A 13,527-nucleotide genomic window follows, 5' to 3' on the forward strand; every position below is an offset into this window, starting at 1 on the left:
TGGGGACGTTGAGCAGACAACGGAAGCAACATCAACCCCCTGTCGGATCACGTCCCATGGCCTTAGCATCGCCATCCGTGGCTCACGTGATCCGCGTCACGCTGGATGTGAGACCAGAGAGCCCATGGAACAACTGTCCGTCCCCACCCCACCCGCACCACGAGGAGACTCCGTGGCCACCGACGCACCGCCCCCTCCGAAGGGCGGCGGAGGAAAAGAACCCGCTCCCCACGCGCCCTCCACGGAGGAGTTCACCGAGATGCAGGAGAGCGCGGAATTCGGTGAACTGCGCACCGCGCACCGCTCGTTCGCCTTCCCGCTCACCGTCGCCTTCATCGCCTGGTACCTCGTGTACGTCCTGCTCTCCAACTACGCGGGCGACTTCATGGGCACCAAGCTCTTCGGCAACATCAACGTCGCCCTGGTCCTCGGTCTCGGGCAGTTCCTGACCACCTTCCTCATCGCCTGGTTCTACTCGCGCCACGCCGCGACGAAGCTCGACCCGAAGGCCGAGGCGATCAGGTCCCGTATGGAGAACCGCCCGCAGACCCGCCTGGAGGGCGACGCATGAGCCCCGCGCATCCCGCCGTCATCGAGCTGGCGGCCGCGTCCGACGCCTCCGAGCACCGGACGCTGATCATCAGCCTTTTCGCGGCCTTCGTCGTCGCGACCCTCTTCATCACCGTCTGGGCCGGCCGCCAGACCAAGAGCGCCGCCGACTTCTACGCGGGCGGCCGCCAGTTCACCGGCTTCCAGAACGGCCTGGCGATCTCCGGCGACTACATGTCCGCCGCGTCCTTCCTCGGCATCGCGGGCGCCATCGCCCTCTTCGGCTACGACGGGTTCCTCTACTCCATCGGCTTCCTGGTCGCCTGGCTCGTGGCGCTCCTCCTGGTCGCCGAACCGCTGCGCAACTCCGGGCGCTACACGATGGGTGACGTCCTCGCGTACCGCATGCGCCAACGCCCGGTCCGCACCGCAGCGGGCACCTCCACCATCGTCGTCTCGATCTTCTACCTGCTCGCGCAGATGGCGGGCGCGGGCGTCCTGGTCTCGCTGCTGCTCGGCATCACCAGCGACGCGGGCAAGATCCTCATCGTCGCCCTCGTCGGCGTCCTGATGATCGTGTACGTCACCATCGGCGGCATGAAGGGCACCACCTGGGTGCAGATGGTCAAGGCCGTCCTGCTCATCACCGGCACCATCCTCATCACCTTCCTGATCCTGCTGAAGTTCAACTTCAACGTCTCCGACCTGCTCGGCACGGCCGCCTCCAACAGCGGCAAGGGATCGGCCTTCCTGGAGCCCGGCCTCAAGTACGGCGCCTCCGGCACCTCGAAGCTGGACTTCATCTCGCTCGGCATCGCCCTGGTCCTCGGCACCGCGGGCCTGCCGCACATCCTGATCCGCTTCTACACGGTGCCCACCGCCAAGGCCGCCCGTAAGTCCGTGAACTGGGCCATCGGCATCATCGGCGCCTTCTACCTGATGACGATCGTCCTCGGCTTCGGCGCCGCGGCCCTGCTCAAGCCCGGCGAGATCATCGCCTCCAACAAGGCGGGCAACACGGCGGCACCGCTCGCCGCCATGGAGATCGGCGGCGGTGGCGACTCGACCGGCGGCGCGATCCTGCTCGCGGTGATCTCCGCGGTCGCCTTCGCCACGATCCTCGCGGTCGTCGCGGGACTCACCCTGGCCTCGTCGTCCTCGTTCGCGCACGACATCTACGCGAACGTCATCCGCAAGGGCAAGGCCACCGAGAAGGAGGAGATGAAGGCGGCCCGCTGGTCGACCGTGTTCATCGGCATCGTCTCCATCGCCCTGGGAGCCCTGGCCCGAGATCTCAACGTGGCAGGCCTGGTCGCCCTCGCCTTCGCGGTCGCGGCCTCCGCGAACCTGCCGACGATCCTCTACAGCCTGTTCTGGAAGAGGTTCACCACACAGGGCGCACTCTGGTCCATCTACGGCGGCCTGATCGCCGCGGTCGGCCTGGTGCTGTTCTCGCCGGTCGTCTCGGGCAAGCCGTCCTCGATGTTCCCCGATGCGAATTTCGACTTCTTCCCGCTGGAGAACCCGGGCCTGATCTCTATCCCGCTGGGCTTCCTGCTCGGCTGGCTCGGCTCGATCCTCTCCAAGGAGGAGCCGGACAAGGGCAAGTACGCGGAGCTGGAGGTCAAGTCCCTCACCGGCGTCGGAGCCCACTGATCGGGCATTGTTCACACGTTTGTAGCGGCCGCGTCGTAGAGTCCTACGACGCGGCCGCACCGTTCCTCGTGGCAAATGGCCCATGGCGTTGTCAGAGGTCTGACGTAAGGTCGAAAGCAGTTGGAACAACAAGTCGGTTCCATCTGCATCCAACCGCCGGGGAGGGGCCGCAGTGCTCATCGACACCTATGGCCGTGTAGCCACTGACCTGCGCGTGTCACTGACAGATCGCTGCAATCTGCGGTGTACGTACTGCATGCCGGAAGAGGGCCTGCAGTGGCTGGCCAAGCCCGACCTGCTCACGGACGACGAGATCGTGCGTCTCGTGCGCATCGCCGTCACCCAGCTCGGCATCACCGAGGTCCGTTTCACCGGCGGCGAGCCGCTGCTGCGCCCCGGTCTCGTCGGCATCGTCGAGCGCTGCGCCCAGCTGGAGCCCCGCCCCAGGATGTCCCTGACGACGAACGGCATCGGCCTCAAGCGCACCGCCAAGGCACTCAAGGCGGCAGGCCTCGACCGGGTCAACGTCTCCCTGGACACACTGCGCCCCGACGTCTTCAAGACGCTCACCCGCCGCGACCGCCACAAGGACGTCCTGGAAGGCCTCGAAGCCGCCCGCGACGCGGGCCTCACCCCGGTCAAGGTCAACACCGTCCTGATGCCGGGCCTGAACGACGACGAGGCCCCCGACCTGCTCGCCTGGGCCGTGGAGAACGACTACGAACTGCGGTTCATCGAGCAGATGCCCCTGGACGCCCAGCACGGCTGGAAGCGCGACGGCATGATCACCGCGGGTGACATTCTGCAGTCCCTGCGCACCCGCTTCGAGCTCACCGAAGAGGGCTCCAAGGAGCGCGGCTCGGCACCCGCCGAGCGCTGGATCGTGGACGGCGGCCCGCACCGCGTCGGCGTCATCGCCTCCGTCACCCGCCCGTTCTGCTCGGCCTGCGACCGGACCCGGCTGACGGCCGACGGCCAGGTGCGCACCTGCCTGTTCGCCACCGAGGAGACCGACCTGCGCGGGGCGCTGCGTGCAGCTCCCGAAGACAGCACGGACGGCTCGGACGAGGCCATCGCCCGCATCTGGAAGCTCGCGATGTGGGGCAAGAAGGCGGGCTCGGGCCTGGACGACCCGTCGTTCCTGCAGCCGGAGCGCCCGATGTCGGCCATCGGCGGCTAGGGCAGGGCCCTAGGCGTCCGGGGTCTCGCGCGCCTGCCACTCCGCCAGCGGCACGACGTCCTTCAGGAAGCCGCGTACGCCCAGGAACTGGGAGAGGTGCTCGCGGTGTTCGTCGCACGCGAGCCACGTCTTGCGCCGCTCCGGGGTGTGGATCTTGGGGTTGTTCCAGGCAAGCACCCAGACCGCGTCGACGCGGCAGCCCTTGGCGGAACAGATCGGGTTTTCGTCACTCACAGTCGCGTCCAAAGTGCTGCAAACAAGGCGACGCCGAGCAGCCACGGGGGGAGCTGCCCGGCGTCGGTCTGTCGCTCCGACGGGGGATGCGGAGCGCGTACGAAGTATGTCATGGGGGACCCGGCTACTGGCACCGGAACTACATGATTGATCTGAGGTTTTCTTGAGCTTGGCGCAACGTCGACGGTCAGTTCTGTCCGCTTGAACTGCCGCGCCGCTGGTCGTACGCGGGCCCCAGGGGATCTTCCGGGACGGATTCCGCGGCGGCGGCCGCGGCGGGCGGCGCCAGCATTGGCCGAGAAGGAGCGGGTGTGAACGTCGACGGCAGCGAAGGGGGCGTCTCCCGGCCCGCGTTGGCGATCACGACGGAGATGTACGGCAGGAGGATGCCGAGCACCAGTGCGACGAGGGCGACGTGTCGCTCGACGTTCCACAGCACCGCGGCGGCCACCACGGACACCGTCCGGACCGACATAGAGATCACATAACGCCGCTGCCTGCCCCGCACGTCCTCCGCGAGACCCTGCCGGGCCCCAGTGATCCGGAAGACCTGGCCGCTGCTCTGCTTCCGCATCACGTTCCACCGCCCTGTCCGCTGTGCCGGACTCTCCCTGGTCGAGCGCCCCGGTCCGGCCCGGTCAACGTTACGCCGCGGCTGCGCCGCCTACGAGACCGGGGGAGCCTTCACCTCGGTGCCCTGCCTGCGCCGTGCCACGTATGGAGGTGCCCGACATGCGCCGTATGGAGGACGGGTCGACACTGGCGGTAACGCTCGTGTAGAGCCGACTAGGAGGCAGCTATGGGCTGGTTGTGGGCAATCATCGTGGGATTCGTGCTGGGTCTGATTGCCAAGGCGATCCTGCCCGGCAAGCAGCACAGTCCGCTCTGGCTGACCACGGTGTTCGGCATCATCGGCGCGGTCCTCGGCAACTGGCTCGCGACGAAGTTCGGCATCAATGAGACCAAGGGCATCGACTGGGGCCGCCATGCGCTCCAGCTGGTCGCGGCGCTCGTCGTCGTCGGCCTCGGTGACGCGGCGTACACGATGGTCCGAGGCAACAAACGCAGGGCATAGCCGCCTCGCGCGAGGACGCGAAGACGCGAGGACGCGAAGAGGGGCCGGTCCTGGTGGACCGGCCCCTCTTTCACGTGCGGGTACGACTATCGGGTGACCTCGACCGCCGCCAGGTTCTTCTTGCCGCGGCGCAGCACCAGCCACCGCCCGTGCAGCAGCTCATCGCGGGCCGGGACGGCGTCCTCGGCGGCGACCTTCACGTTGTTCACGTAGGCACCGCCCTCCTTCACCGTGCGCCGGGCGGCGGACTTGCTCGCCACCAGGCCGACCTCGGCGAGCAGATCCACGACCGGGCCGAGCTCGGCGACCTCGACGCGCGGCAGCTCGGAGAGCGCGGCGGCCAGCGTCGCCTCGTCCAGCTCGGCCAGGTCGCCCTGCCCGAAGAGCGCCTTGGACGCGGCGATCACCGCGGCGCACTGGTCCGCGCCGTGCACCAGCGTGGTCAGCTCCTCGGCGAGCGCACGCTGCGCGGCCCGCGCCTGCGGACGCTCCTCGGTCTGCTTCTCGATCTCCTCGAGCTCCTCGCGGGACTTGAAGGAGAGGATCCGCATGTACGTCGAGATGTCCCGGTCGTCCGTGTTCAGCCAGAACTGGTAGAACGCGTACGGCGTCGTCATCGCCGGGTCGAGCCAGACGGCGCCGCCCTCGGACTTGCCGAACTTGGTGCCGTCCGACTTGAGCATCAGCGGGGTGCCGAGCGCGTGGACCGTGGCGTCCGGCTGCAGGCGGTGGATCAGGTCGATGCCCGCCGTGAGGTTGCCCCACTGGTCGCTGCCGCCGGTCTGCAGCGTGCAGCCGTACCGCCGGTTGAGCTCGAGGAAGTCCATGCCCTGGAGGAGCTGGTAGCTGAACTCCGTGTACGAGATGCCCTCCTGGGATTCCAGGCGGCGGGCCACGGAGTCCTTGGTCAGCATCTTGTTCACGCGGAAGTGCTTGCCGATGTCGCGCAGGAACTCGATCGCGGACAGGCCCGCGGTCCAGTCGAGGTTGTTCACCATCGTCGCGCCGTTCTCGCCCTCGAAGGACAGGAAGGGCTCGATCTGCGAGCGCAGCCGGGCCACCCAGTTCGCGACCGTCTCCGGGTCGTTCAGGGTGCGCTCCGCGGTCGGCCGCGGGTCGCCGATCTGGCCCGTGGCCCCGCCCACCAGCGCCAGCGGGCGGTGCCCCGCCTGCTGGAGCCGACGGACGGTGAGAACCTGCACGAGATGCCCGACGTGCAGGCTCGCCGCGGTCGGGTCGAAGCCGCAATAGAACGTGACGGGACCGTCCGCGAGCGCCTTGCGCAGTGCGTCTTCATCGGTGGACAGGGCGAAAAGCCCGCGCCACTTCAGCTCGTCGACGATGTCCGTCACGGGTCTCGTGTCTCCTTGGGTGTGCTTAGACGTTGCACGTAGGTGCAGGGTCCGAGGTTATACGCCCTGGCTGACCGAACTCATATTGAAATCCGGGACGCGCAGCGCGGGCATCGCGGCCCGGGTGAAGTAGTCGCCCCACTCGCGCGGCAGCGTCTTCTCCGTGCGGCCCGCCTCGGAGGCCCGCCCGAGCAGGTCCACGGGCGATTCGTTGAACCGGAAGTTGTTCACCTCGCCCACGACCTCGCCGTTCTCGACGAGGTACACGCCGTCCCTGGTCAGCCCGGTGAGCAGCAGCGTCGCCGGGTCCACCTCGCGGATGTACCAGAGGCAGGTCAGCAGCAGCCCGCGCTCGGTGGCCGCGACCATCTCGTCCAGCGTGCGGTCGCCGCCGCCGTCCAGGACGAGGTTGTCGACGGCCGGTGTCACCGGGAGCCCGGTCAGCTCCGCGCTGTGCCGACTGGTGGCGAGGTGAGCGAGCTCACCGGCGCGGATCCACTCGGTGGCGGTCAGCGGCAGGCCGTTGTCGAAGACCGAGGCGTCGCCGCCCGAGGCGTGCGCGAGCACGAAGGGCGCCGACTCCAGGCCCGGCTCGTGCGGGTCGCTGCGCAGCGTCAGCGGCAGCTCGGCGAGCCGCTCGCCCAGGCGCGTGGCACCGCCCGGCTTGGAGAACACCGTGCGGCCCTCGGCGGCGTCGCGGGCCGACGACTGCCACAGCTGGTAGATCAGCAGGTCCGCGACGGCGGTCGGCGGCAGCAGCGTCTCGTACCGCCCGGCGGGCAGGTCGATGCGCCGCTGCGCCCACCCGAGGCGCTGGGCGAGCTCGGTGTCGAGGGCGGCCGGGTCGACGTCCTTGAAGTCGCGGGTGGCGCGTCCCGCCCAGGCAGACTTGGTGCGGTCGGGCGATTTGGCGTTGAGCTCCAGGGTGCCGTTGGGCTGGTCGTGCCGGAGGCGGAGCCCCGTCGACGTACCCAGGTAGCTCGACACGAATTCGTGGTTCGCGAAGCCGTACAGCTCACGCCCGCCCGCGCGGGCCCGGGCGAACGCCTCGCCGAGCGCCGGGGCGAACTCCGCGAAGACCGCGGAGGACGTCTCGCCGGGCGCCTCGGTGAAGTCGGCGGAGGCCGCCGTGCCGGTCACCAGCGGCTGCGCGTCCTCGGCGGGCCCCGCCCCGCGCGCGGCCTCCTCGGCGGCCCGCACCAGCGGCTCCAGGTCGTCCGCTGTCACGGCCGCGCGCGTCACGACACCGGAGGCGGTGCCTTCCTTGCCGTCGACGGTCGCGATGACGGTGAGGGTGCGGCCGCGGGTCACGCCGTTGGTGGTCAGGGCGTTGCCCGCCCACCGCAGGTTCGCCGACGACTCCTCGTCGGCGATCACGACACAGCCGTCCGCGGTGGACAGTTCGAGGGCGCGCTCGACGATCTCGTGCGGCTTGGTGGCGCTGCGGCTCATCGACCGGCCTCCTGCGTGGTGTTCAGAATGTTCACGCCCCGGAACAGGGCGGACGGGCAGCCGTGCGAGACCGCGGCGACCTGGCCGGGCTGGGCCTTGCCGCAGTTGAAGGCGCCGCCGAGGACGTACGTCTGCGGGCCGCCGACCGCGGCCATCGAGCCCCAGAAGTCGGTGGTCGACGCCTGGTAGGCGACGTCGCGCAGCTGCCCGGCGAGGCGGCCGTTCTCGATCTTGTAGAAGCGCTGTCCCGTGAACTGGAAGTTGTAGCGCTGCATGTCGATGGACCACGACCGGTCACCGACCACGTAGATCCCGCGGTCGACGCCCGCGATCAGGTCCTCCGTGGAGAGCCCGCCGGGGTCGGGCTGGAGCGACACGTTCGCCATGCGCTGCACCGGGACGTGGCCGGGGGAGTCGGCGTACGCGCAGCCGTTGGAGCGCTCGAAGCCGGTGAGCTTGGCGATGCGCCGGTCCAGCTGGTACCCGACCAGCGTGCCGTCCTTGACCAGGTCCCAGGACTGGCCCGCCACGCCCTCGTCGTCGTACCCGATCGTCGCGAGCCCGTGCTCGGCCGTCCGGTCGCCCGTCACGTTCATCAGCGAGGAGCCGTACGCCAACTTGCCGAGCTGGTCGAAGGTGGCGAACGACGTGCCCGCGTACGCCGCCTCGTAGCCCAGCGCGCGGTCCAGCTCGGTGGCGTGGCCGATGGACTCGTGGATCGTCAGCCAGAGGTTGGACGGATCGACGATCAAGTCGTACGCGCCCGCCCGGACACTCGGCGCCCGCATCTTCTCCGCCAAATGCTCGGGAATCTCGGAGAGCTCCCGCTCCCAGTCCCAGCCGGTCCCCGTGAGGTACTCCCAGCCGCGGCCGACCGGCGGCGCGATCGTCCGCATCGAGTCGAACTCACCGGTCGAACCGTCGACGGCCACCGCGGTCAGCTGCGGGTGCAGCCGCACGCGCTGCTGCGTGGTCGTCGTCCCCGCCGTGTCCGCGTAGAACTTGTTCTCGTGCACGGTGAGCAGCGAGGCGTCGACGTGCGTGACCCCGTCGGCGGCGAGCAGCCGCGCGCTCCAGTCGGCGAGCAGCCCCGCCTTCTCCTCGTCCGGCACGGCGAACGGATCGATCTCGTACGAGGAGATCCAGGTCTTCTCGGCGTGCACCGGCTCCTGCGCCAGCTCGACGCGCTCGTCGGCGCCCGCGGCCTTGATGACCTGCGCGGACAGCTTCGCCATCGCGACGGCCTGGGAGGCGACGCGCGCCGCCGCGTCCATCGTCATGTCGACGCCCGAGGCGAAGCCCCAGGTGCCGCCGTGCACGACCCGGACCGCGTATCCGAGGTCGGTGGTGTCGGAGGTGCCCGCCGGTCTGGCGTCGCGCAGCAGCCAGGACGCGCTGCGCACCCGCTCCAGGCGGAAGTCCGCGTGGTCGGCGCCGAGCGCCCGCGCGCGGGCGAGCGCGGCGTCGGCGAGAGCCCGCAGCGGCAGTGCCGTGAAGGCTTCATCGATGGAATGAGGCACGGATGTCTCCCTGCTTTCGGCTCCGGTCAGGTCCGATCATGTCGCGCCCGACGCCCCGGCGGCCAGGGTTTTCTGTAGGGATCCGACAGGGAGTCCTCTTCGCCACTGTCGGTCGTCGATTCTCCGTATCGCGACAGGTACCGATAGGTTTTCGAGGTACCAGACCGCTATCGAAAGGGTGATCCGTTGAGCCGCTCGGTTCTCGTCACCGGAGGAAACCGGGGCATCGGCCTCGCCATCGCCCGCGCCTTCGCCGACGCCGGCGAGAAGGTCGCGATCACCTACCGCTCGGGTGAGCCGCCGAAGCTCCTCACCGACGCCGGTGTCCTCGCCGTCAAGTGCGACATCACCGACGCCGAGCAGGTGGAGCAGGCCTACAAGGAGATCGAGGAGAAGCACGGGAACGTCGAGGTCCTGGTCGCCAATGCGGGCATCACCAAGGACCAGCTCCTGATGCGCATGACCGAGGAGGACTTCACGTCCGTCCTCGACACCAACCTCACCGGCACCTTCCGCGTCGTCAAGCGTGCCAATCGCGGCATGCTGCGCGCCAAGAAGGGCCGCGTCGTCCTCATCTCCTCGGTCGTGGGCCTGACGGGCGGCGCCGGACAGGCGAACTACGCCGCCTCCAAGGCGGGTCTGGTCGGCTTCGCGCGTTCCCTCGCCCGCGAGCTCGGTTCGCGCAACCTCACCTTCAACGTCGTCGCCCCCGGTTTTGTCGACACCGACATGACCAAGGTGCTGACGGACGAGCAGCGTGAGGGCATCGTCTCTCAGGTGCCGCTCGGCCGTTACGCGCAGCCCGAGGAGATCGCCGCCGCGGTGAAGTTCCTCGCGTCGGACGACGCTTCTTACATCACTGGAGCCGTCATCCCCGTTGACGGCGGATTGGGCATGGGTCACTGATCACATGAGCGGAATTCTCGACGGCAAGCGCATCCTCGTCACCGGTGTGCTGACGGAGGCCTCGATCGCCTTCCACGCGGCCAAGGTGGCCCAGGAGCAGGGCGCCGAGGTCATCCTGACCGCCTTCCCGCGGCCCACGCTCACCGAGCGCATCGCCAAGAAGCTCCCCAAGCCCGCCAAGGTCATCGAGCTCGACGTGACCAACCAGGAGCACCTGGACCGCCTCGCGGGCGTCGTGAAGGAGGAGCTCGGCGGCCTCGACGGCATCGTGCACTCCATCGGCTTCGCGCCGCAGGGTGCCTTCAACTTCCTTGAGGCGACCTTCGAGGACGTCTCGACGGCGATGCACGTCTCGGCGTACTCCCTGAAGTCGCTCACCATGGCCTGCCGCCCGCTCTTCGAGGGCGGGGCGTCGGTCGTCGGCCTCACCTTCGACGCGCAGTACGCCTGGCCGAAGTACGACTGGATGGGCCCGGCCAAGGCCGCCCTGGAGGCCACCAGCCGCTACCTCGCCCGCGACCTGGGCAAGGAGGACATCCGCTGCAACCTGATCTCCGCGGGGCCGCTCGGCTCCATGGCCGCCAAGTCCATCCCGGGCTTCGGCGAGCTCGCGGAGGTCTGGGACTCCCGCTCCCCGCTGAACTGGGACATGGCCGACCCGGAGCCCGCGGGCCGCGGTGTCGTCGCCCTGCTCTCGGACTTCTTCCCGAAGACCACCGGCGAGATCATCCACGTCGACGGCGGCGTGCACATGATGGGTGCCTGACCAGGCACTCGCCCCGGCAGTGGGTACGTTTTCGAGGCCCCGTCCCCCGCAGCGCGCGGGTGGCGGGGCCTCACCCGTTCGGCCCCCTGGCCGGGCGGCGACGGGGGAGTGCCGCGCACTCTGAAGTGTGCGTCTTACCGGTGCGGTGCTCGTGGCTCTCGCTCTTGTGGTCGCCGCGCCGAGCGGCGTGCCGCAGGGTCCCTCCTCCGCGCGCGCGGAGGAGGAGGAACCCCGGCCCTTCGGCTCGGAGTGCCGCACCGGTGTCGCGGGCTCCCAGGTCGTCGCGTACTGCCACAACCCCTACCCCGAGACCGACCGGGTCCGCCTCCACGTGGAGTGCGACCAGTGGTGGGACATCGATACCGACTCCCGGCCCGTCGAGGCGGGGCCCGCGATGACGGTGCGGCTCACGGGGCGGTGCTGGAAAGCGGTCCGCTCGGTCTGGGTCAGCCACCAGAAGTGAGCGCCCGGTCCCTGCCGTCGCCCTTGCTGAGCCGCTCCGGGCGGCACATGAAGGGGTAGCCCGCCGCCTCCGTGGCTGCGGCCTCCGCGTCGCCCACACGGATCGCGTCGACCAGCCGGGTGTGGTCCATGTGCGCCTCGGGCGTCAGCTCCTCGCCGATGTCCTCGCGCAGCCAGTCCCGCAGCACCTCGCCGAGGTCCGCGTAGAGCGCCGTCATGACGTCGTTGTGCGAGGCGGCGACGACGGCCATGTGGAACGTCGCGTCGGCCGTCACGAACGCCTCGGTGTCCCCGGACGCCCAGCACTCCTCGCGGCGCACCAGCAGCGCGTCGAGCTGCTTGAGGTCGCGCTCGGTGCGGCGCTCGGCGGCGAGCTTGGCGGCGCTGGACTCCAGCGTGCTGCGCAGCTCGGCGATGTGCCGCGGGTCCGCGTCGGCGAACCTGCGCTGCATCACGCCCGCGAGCTCGCTCGTCGCGACCACGTAGGTCCCCGAGCCCTGCCGGATGTCGAGCAGGCCGTTGTGCGCGAGGGCGCGCACGGCCTCCCTGACCGTGTTCCTGGCCACGCCCAGCTGATCGACCAGCTCCGGCTCGGTGGGGATGCGGGAACCGACCGGCCACTCGCCCGAGGAGATCTGGTTGCGCAGCTCGGAGATGACCTGTTCGGAGAGTGCGGAACGGCGAGGGGTGGTCAGCGGCATGACGTTCCTTCGTGCGTGGCCTGGGGGTGAGCCCTGTGGATGAGCGGTGCGGATGAGCAGTGTGACGTAATCGGATTGGACAGCCAATCATCCCATGATTCTATGATGGCTCCATGGCTAGTGAGAAAACCCCGACGATGACCCCGACAGCGACAGCCCCCGCACCCACCGAGGCGCCGGAGAAACAGGCCCCCACGCGCGCGTGGGCGACGCGCCTCGTCATCGTCGGCATCGTCCTCGCGGCCATGAACCTCCGCCCGGCCATCACCAGCCTCGGCGCCCTCCTCGAAGAGGTGCGCGACGGCCTCGGCATGAGCGGCACCCTCGCGGGCCTGCTCACCTCCGTACCGCCCCTCTGCTTCGCGATCTTCGGCGTGATGGCGCCCCGCCTGGCCAAGCGCTTCGGGCCCAGCGCCGTGGTCTGCGTCGGCATGGTCGCCATCGCCGCAGGACTGGTGCTCCGGCCCTTCGTCGGGGGCGTCGCGGGCTTCCTCGCCGCCACCGCCCTCGCCCTCGCGGGCATCGCCGTCAGCAACGTCCTGATGCCCGTCATCGTCAAGCGCTGGTTCCCCGACCGGGTCGGCTCGATGACCGGCCTGTACTCGATGGCGCTCGCACTCGGCACCTCCCTGGCGGCCGCCCTCACCGTGCCCGTCACCGACGGCCTCGGCGGACGCTGGCAGTCCGGCCTCGCCGTGTGGGCCCTGCTCGCCGTCGTCGCCGTCATCCCCTGGATCCCGCTCGTCCGCGACCGCAGCCGCACGGCCGCCGCGGTGCCGGAGCACGTCAGCGCCGCCGTGCGACGCGAGGACGACGGGCTGCGCATCACCTCCAGCCGCACCGCCTGGGCGCTCGCCGTGTTCTTCGGCCTCCAGGCCACCGCCGCGTACATCACGATGGGCTGGATGCCGCAGATCTTCCGCGACGCCGGTGTCCCCGCGGGCCAGGCGGGCGTTCTGCTCGCCGTCACGATGGCCATGGGCGTGCCCCTGGCGTTCGTCATCCCGCGGGTCGCCACGCGCCTGACCAACCAGGGCCCGGTCGTGATCGTCCTCGGCGCCTGCGGTCTCGCCGGGTACGCGGGCCTCTACCTCGCGCCCGCGGGCGGCGCCTGGGCCTGGGCGCTGCTGCTCGGCATCTCGAACTGCGCCTTCCCGCTCGCCCTCACCATGGTCGGGATGCGCGCGAAGAGCAGCATGGGCGTGGCCAAGCTGTCCGCCTTCGCGCAGAGCACGGGCTATCTGATCTCCATCCCGGGCCCGCTCCTGGTGGGCGTGCTCTACCAGCACAGCGGCGGCTGGGGACTGCCCCTCGCGCTCATGGCGGGCCTCATGGTGCCGCAGATCGTCATCGGCACCCTCGCGGGCCGCAACCGCACGGTCGAGGACGAGGTGGCCGCCAAGGCCGCGGCCGCCTGACCCCGCCGGAGGGAGGACGGGCAAAGGGTGCGAGACTGACCGTATGCCCGTCCTCGATCCGAACCCTCAGAACGGCCAGAAGAAGCTGCTCATCGTGCTCGGCGCGATGCTGGCCATCACCGTGATCATCGGCATCATCGCCTCCATCGCCTCGCCGTGACCGCCTGCACCGTCCTGCCGTGAACCGGCCCCCGACGGAGCGATGGTGGGGCTAGCCCCACCATCCCCTAGGGGGTCAGTGTCAGGGTCAAGTGGG

The 13,527-nt window shown here is 69.8% G+C and carries 15 protein-coding genes; 9 read left to right on the top strand and 6 right to left on the bottom strand.

Annotated elements, in window-relative coordinates; genetic code table 11:
- Positions 1-172: 172 nt before the first annotated feature.
- The 3 genes from AC068B_RS40360 to moaA all read left to right on the top strand — a co-directional run bounded on the left by AC068B_RS40360 (position 173) and on the right by moaA (position 3,385).
- The gene (locus tag AC068B_RS40360; protein WP_478676446.1) at positions 173-571 is read left to right on the top strand and encodes a DUF485 domain-containing protein; all 399 of its coding nucleotides are present in this window, start codon (positions 173-175) and stop codon (positions 569-571) included.
- Positions 568-2,205: a solute symporter family protein gene (locus tag AC068B_RS40365; protein ID WP_468560695.1), complete on the top strand. Its 1,638-nt coding sequence runs from the start codon at positions 568-570 to the stop codon at positions 2,203-2,205. The genes AC068B_RS40360 and AC068B_RS40365 overlap by 4 nt, the downstream gene beginning before the upstream one ends.
- A gap of 172 nt (positions 2,206-2,377) precedes the next feature.
- Positions 2,378-3,385 (top strand): GTP 3',8-cyclase MoaA, encoded by a 1,008-nt coding sequence (gene moaA / locus AC068B_RS40370; RefSeq protein WP_356268484.1) that lies wholly within the window; start codon positions 2,378-2,380, stop codon positions 3,383-3,385.
- A 9-nt stretch (positions 3,386-3,394) separates the two neighbouring features.
- On the opposite strand, the gene AC068B_RS40375 is transcribed toward moaA, so the two are convergent.
- Both AC068B_RS40375 and AC068B_RS40380 read right to left on the bottom strand, forming a co-directional pair.
- Positions 3,395-3,619: a hypothetical protein gene (locus AC068B_RS40375; protein ID WP_468560697.1), complete on the bottom strand. Its 225-nt coding sequence runs from the start codon at positions 3,617-3,619 to the stop codon at positions 3,395-3,397.
- Positions 3,620-3,806: 187 nt separating this feature from the next.
- Positions 3,807-4,193, bottom strand: a complete 387-nt coding sequence (locus tag AC068B_RS40380; RefSeq protein WP_356268488.1) for a DUF3099 domain-containing protein — start codon at positions 4,191-4,193, stop codon at positions 3,807-3,809.
- Positions 4,194-4,418: 225 nt separating this feature from the next.
- Here AC068B_RS40380 and AC068B_RS40385 point away from each other — a divergent pair, with 225 nt between their 5' ends.
- Positions 4,419-4,694: a GlsB/YeaQ/YmgE family stress response membrane protein gene (locus AC068B_RS40385; RefSeq protein WP_478676447.1), complete on the top strand. Its 276-nt coding sequence runs from the start codon at positions 4,419-4,421 to the stop codon at positions 4,692-4,694.
- An 86-nt stretch (positions 4,695-4,780) separates the two neighbouring features.
- Here AC068B_RS40385 and tyrS read toward each other — a convergent pair whose 3' ends face one another.
- Genes tyrS through AC068B_RS40400 form a run of 3 tightly spaced genes read right to left on the bottom strand, consistent with a single transcriptional unit; the run spans position 4,781 to position 9,018 of the window.
- Positions 4,781-6,046, bottom strand: a complete 1,266-nt coding sequence (gene tyrS, locus AC068B_RS40390; RefSeq protein ID WP_478676448.1) for a tyrosine--tRNA ligase — start codon at positions 6,044-6,046, stop codon at positions 4,781-4,783.
- A gap of 57 nt (positions 6,047-6,103) precedes the next feature.
- Entirely contained in the window at positions 6,104-7,498 is a 1,395-nt protein-coding gene (locus AC068B_RS40395) for a metallopeptidase TldD-related protein (protein ID WP_478676449.1), read from the bottom strand.
- Positions 7,495-9,018 (bottom strand): TldD/PmbA family protein, encoded by a 1,524-nt coding sequence (locus tag AC068B_RS40400; protein ID WP_478676450.1) that lies wholly within the window; start codon positions 9,016-9,018, stop codon positions 7,495-7,497. The genes AC068B_RS40395 and AC068B_RS40400 overlap by 4 nt, the downstream gene beginning before the upstream one ends.
- Before the next feature lie 186 nt (positions 9,019-9,204).
- Between AC068B_RS40400 and fabG the strand changes: the two genes are divergently transcribed.
- From fabG to AC068B_RS40415, 3 genes are all read left to right on the top strand, one after another.
- Complete coding sequence (gene fabG, locus AC068B_RS40405; protein ID WP_356268497.1) at positions 9,205-9,924, top strand: 3-oxoacyl-[acyl-carrier-protein] reductase; 720 nt, start codon at positions 9,205-9,207, stop codon at positions 9,922-9,924.
- A 4-nt stretch (positions 9,925-9,928) separates the two neighbouring features.
- On the top strand, positions 9,929-10,690 hold the full coding sequence (fabI, locus tag AC068B_RS40410) for an enoyl-ACP reductase FabI (RefSeq protein WP_055566510.1): 762 nt from the start codon (positions 9,929-9,931) through the stop codon (positions 10,688-10,690).
- 145 nt (positions 10,691-10,835) lie between these two features.
- The gene (locus tag AC068B_RS40415; protein WP_478676465.1) at positions 10,836-11,153 is read left to right on the top strand and encodes a hypothetical protein; all 318 of its coding nucleotides are present in this window, start codon (positions 10,836-10,838) and stop codon (positions 11,151-11,153) included.
- Here AC068B_RS40415 and AC068B_RS40420 read toward each other — a convergent pair.
- Positions 11,137-11,853 (bottom strand): FadR/GntR family transcriptional regulator, encoded by a 717-nt coding sequence (locus tag AC068B_RS40420; protein WP_478676451.1) that lies wholly within the window; start codon positions 11,851-11,853, stop codon positions 11,137-11,139. The two genes, AC068B_RS40415 and AC068B_RS40420, sit on opposite strands and share 17 nt — an antisense overlap.
- Positions 11,854-11,966: 113 nt before the next feature.
- Between AC068B_RS40420 and AC068B_RS40425 the strand changes: the two genes are divergently transcribed.
- Both AC068B_RS40425 and AC068B_RS40430 read left to right on the top strand, forming a co-directional pair.
- The gene (locus AC068B_RS40425; protein WP_478676452.1) at positions 11,967-13,271 is read left to right on the top strand and encodes a CynX/NimT family MFS transporter; all 1,305 of its coding nucleotides are present in this window, start codon (positions 11,967-11,969) and stop codon (positions 13,269-13,271) included.
- Between the two features lie 43 nt (positions 13,272-13,314).
- On the top strand, positions 13,315-13,431 hold the full coding sequence (locus AC068B_RS40430; protein WP_107059069.1) for an SGM_5486 family transporter-associated protein: 117 nt from the start codon (positions 13,315-13,317) through the stop codon (positions 13,429-13,431).
- The last annotated feature ends 96 nt before the right edge of the window (positions 13,432-13,527 follow it).

The sequence above is a fragment of the Streptomyces sp. NPDC042371 genome (assembly GCF_056437465.1).